This is a genomic window from Dialister sp. CAG:357 (assembly GCF_000435155.1).
GTDB lineage: Bacteria > Bacillota > Negativicutes > Veillonellales > Dialisteraceae > Dialister > Dialister hominis.
The window spans coordinates 20,209-24,001 of record NZ_FR896466.1; the positions used below are offsets into that span (position 1 = coordinate 20,209).

A 3,793-nucleotide genomic window follows, 5' to 3' on the forward strand; every position below is an offset into this window, starting at 1 on the left:
CGCAGGAGACACCATGGCCAAGATGACCATCCCGTCCCCGAGCATGCTCCACCTCATCTGCTGCGTCCGTGAAGAAAACTACCAGCCGATCGACCTTTACAAGAACGAAGACGACCTCTACAGAGACATCGCCCTCGCTTACCAGGAAACCATCCGCACCTTCTACAAAACAGGCTGCCGCTACCTCCAGTTCGACGACACCTCCTGGGGCGAATTCTGCGATCCTGACAAGAGAAAAGCCTACGAAGCAAGAGGGCTCGACCTCGACAAGATCGAAAAGAACTACGTGAAAATGATCAACCTCGCCCTCGAAGCCAAACCAGCTGACATGAAAATCACCATGCACATCTGCCGCGGCAACTTCAGATCCACCTGGTTCTCCTCCGGCGGATACGATCCGGTCGCTGAAATCCTCTTCGGCCACTGCAACATCGACGGATTCTTCCTTGAATACGACTCCGACCGCGCAGGCGGCTTCGAACCGCTGAAGCACATCCAGAAACAGCAGGTCGTCCTCGGCCTCATCACCTCCAAATTCCCGCAGCTCGAGAAATTTGAAGACGTCAAGGCACGCGTAGAAGAAGCCTCCCAGTACGTCCCCAAAGACCAGCTCTGCCTGAGCCCCCAGTGCGGCTTCGCCTCCACCGAAGAAGGCAACGCCCTCACTGAAGAAGGACAATGGGCCAAAGTCAGACTCATCCGCGACTACGCAGATAAAATCTGGGGAGAATAAAAGATAAATTGAAATAGAAAAGGGACTCGCAAGAGTCCTTTTTTGATGCGGGAAATCAAGAAAAGCGGTGAACGCCAAAACTACAAAACTTCCTCTCAAAGAAAATTTTCCCCTCTCCCTCCTCTCGACAGTTTCTGTCATCCTTTACCTTATAATGAAGATAGCAAACCAGACCGATGAACCACTGTCAAACGAAAGGAGAGCCCATCATGAAAACCGCACAAAAAGAACTTATCGCCAAACGCCAGGAAATTGAAGAAAAATTACAAACCATCCTATACGAAGACGAAAAACTCGAACTCCTCTATTGCGGCCGCCAATACGCCTCCGCCTACGCCCTCATCCGAAGAAAAGACGGCATGTACTACAGCTTCCGCTTCAGCGACCACAAAACCACGCCCTATTACTCAAGCAAGACCTTCGACATATACGCGCCGATCACGAGCGAAGTCCTAAGAAATATACGAGAAACTCTAGACAAAGTCTCATGGTGTCCCTTCACCCTATACGACTACCTCACCCTGCGCACCATCTACTATTTCAATAACCTGAGACAGCCATTCTGTATCGACAACACCATGAACATCTTCGTAGGCAACAAAATGGGCCTCCTCTTCTACCGCAGAAAACGCATCGGCAAAGACAACTGGGAATTCGAAACCGTCTCCGAATCCTTCCAAAAAGAACTAAGAAAACTCTTCGCCACAGGACTATTGCACGCCTATACCTGCAAGAAAACCAGAAGCATCCAGGTCTACATCACCGAAGCCGGCCTCTCCATAATCAAAGACACCGACCTCGAAAACAACAACTTCGTTAAACACTACCTCCAGTTCAAAACCGACCCCACATTCTCCAGCTGCCTCCAGCTCCCGACACAAAACAAAAAATACAAACCCTTCCGCTCCCCCATGGACAATCCGCCAGAACAAATGGTGGAATGAAAGGAAGCGTAAGGATCCAACCACAGAAAAAGACCCGCGAGGGTCTTTTTTCTTGGAAGATATGAGAAGATAGCGAAGCGAGGTTTGCTTGTTTTCCATCAGCCAGAGGCTGGTTTAAGGGTGTTAACCTTGCTCCGAAGGAGAAGGTCCTGGCGGAGCCAGGGAATGAGATGCAGTTCCCGCGATTCCATCGCGGTTGTAAGGTGTTTTCGAGCGTAGCGAGGTTGTACTGTTTTAAACCCGCCTTCCCAGACGGGGAAGGCGCCCGAAGGGCGGATAGGGTTGATTTTCCTGGACAAAGTTCGATCCCATGGTTTTCTCTTTTCTCCCCTCAAAAATTTTTCGCCTTTCCCCCAATCTTCCCGAACACTATAGTCATTTATATTAGATACATATATAAATTATTTATATATTCTGGTAATTAGTCTTGGCGCTAGAATAAGTTTAGATAATTACTAAAAGGAGATGCTCTCGATGAAAAAGATTCTACTGCTCTTACTTGGACTTATCCTGATTCCTTTCTCTGCCTTTGCCATTTCACTTTCCGAAATCCAAAGTGATCCCGGACGCTATGTAAAAGTAGTTGAAGGGCAAACTACCACTATGTATGTAGATTCTTACTCCATTCAATCACTCCGCTATGCTCCTCCCTACTATACAATTCAAGGAAAGATATACTATGTCTCATATACAGGTAATTGTATTGAGAAATCTACAGTTATATTTAATTATGACTATGATAGAAGCTCAGTAAATTTAAGAAAAGATCTTATGCCCAATAATCCATATATCACAGATGCTGATCGTGGGAATGCCTTATGGAATGAAATCAAAGCTAATACTGGAATAAAATTTACCGAAACGGATGTATATACCTATTCTCTTTCCGGTGACTACATAGAAACTGAAAAGAATTTTTTTGATCAATCTGTTGGTGGTAATTCTCCGGCTTATCACGCTGCTAACTATATGTTCTACAAATGCTATAATATTTACTTCGATCCTAAATATGACTCAAAAAACCTGTATTAAGACATATTTTCAATTTTTTGATAAGGATGGTATTTATGAAAAAGATCTTTTTACTCTTACTCACTTTTTTCTTTATTCCATTCTCTGCCTTTGCGATTTCTCTATCTGAGTTGCAAAGCAATCCGGATAAATATTTCCTGATTGATAAAGACCTACATACAACAAGCTATATTGAGCCCAAAACAATTTATATTAAAAACTTCCATAATCTCACTATTGATGATCAACCTATTTTCTTTATGATTCGAATCCAAGGTACTGCTTATCTAGTAAACCATGAAACTAATATGATAGTCCAATATAATCAAATATTCACCTATAACTGCGATAAAAATGTGATTCCTATTATTGAAAAATTACATCGACACCATAGCCAACAGTCTGACTCTGATTCAAGAAACTTAGCCTACTATGACTTAGAAAAAAGCGGCGGTATAAAGGTAAATAACTCCGCGGGATGTTATTATCACTATGATGGATCCCTTATTCCTTCAAGTTCCATACATTATCCATTCCCGCTGCCAAGCTCGCCAAATTATAAAATGGCTGATTACTACTTTTACCATGCTTTTATTCCCCTTTTTCAATTAACTCTTCCTGGGGAACCTTAACATATTGAATAATTTTTCAAAGAATCCCCCCAAAAATAATCAAATAAATCATTTACCCTGCATAATTTACAAATCAAATACATTTATATCCTATTTATCAATCTCCCAGTAAGAAACTGATTGTTCTAATTCCGTGCAAAGTCGATTTTCAATTGCCTATTGTACTCTAATGGGGTGTTTTTATGCGAAAGAGCTTCTTTTCAATCTTACTTTGTTTTATATTGATTCCTTTTACTATATCTGCCATTTCCTTATCAGAGATAGAGAATGATCCAATTCGTTATGTAAAAGTTTATGAAGTAATGGATGAAACTGGATGTTATTATACGGGAAGTATGTATGTAGATAAAGATTCTGTAGAAGTCTTACTTTGCGCTCCACCTCTTTACACAATCCGCGGGAAAACATATTTTATTGACCACGGCGCAATTATTCAAGATACCCGAATTGCAATAATAAGTTGAACACCCGGC

4 protein-coding genes are annotated in these 3,793 nt (G+C 42.4%); all 4 read left to right on the top strand.

The annotated features are described in order from the left end of the window. The coding region (locus M3200_RS08295; protein ID WP_288178239.1) for a 5-methyltetrahydropteroyltriglutamate--homocysteine S-methyltransferase at nt 1–733 on the top strand (733 nt) is incomplete at its 5' end. A gap of 209 nt (nt 734–942) precedes the next feature. Beyond that, on the top strand, nt 943–1,677 hold the full coding sequence (locus M3200_RS08300; protein WP_022383066.1) for a hypothetical protein: 735 nt from the start codon (nt 943–945) through the stop codon (nt 1,675–1,677). Nucleotides 1,678–2,151: 474 nt separating this feature from the next. After that, nucleotides 2,152–2,709 (top strand): hypothetical protein, encoded by a 558-nt coding sequence (locus tag M3200_RS08305; RefSeq protein ID WP_022383067.1) that lies wholly within the window; start codon nt 2,152–2,154, stop codon nt 2,707–2,709. Nucleotides 2,710–2,744: 35 nt separating this feature from the next. Then, on the top strand, nt 2,745–3,320 hold the full coding sequence (locus M3200_RS08310; protein WP_022383068.1) for a hypothetical protein: 576 nt from the start codon (nt 2,745–2,747) through the stop codon (nt 3,318–3,320). The last annotated feature ends 473 nt before the right edge of the window (nt 3,321–3,793 follow it).

Bases quoted from the DNA above. Each gene is read 5' to 3' on its own strand.
- M3200_RS08305 (WP_022383067.1), top strand. From the start codon at position 2,152: ATGAAAAAGATTCTACTGCTCTTACTTGGACTTATCCTGATTCCTTTC.
- M3200_RS08300 (WP_022383066.1), top strand. From the start codon at position 943: ATGAAAACCGCACAAAAAGAACTTATCGCCAAACGCCAGGAAATTGAA.
- M3200_RS08310 (WP_022383068.1), top strand. From the start codon at position 2,745: ATGAAAAAGATCTTTTTACTCTTACTCACTTTTTTCTTTATTCCATTC.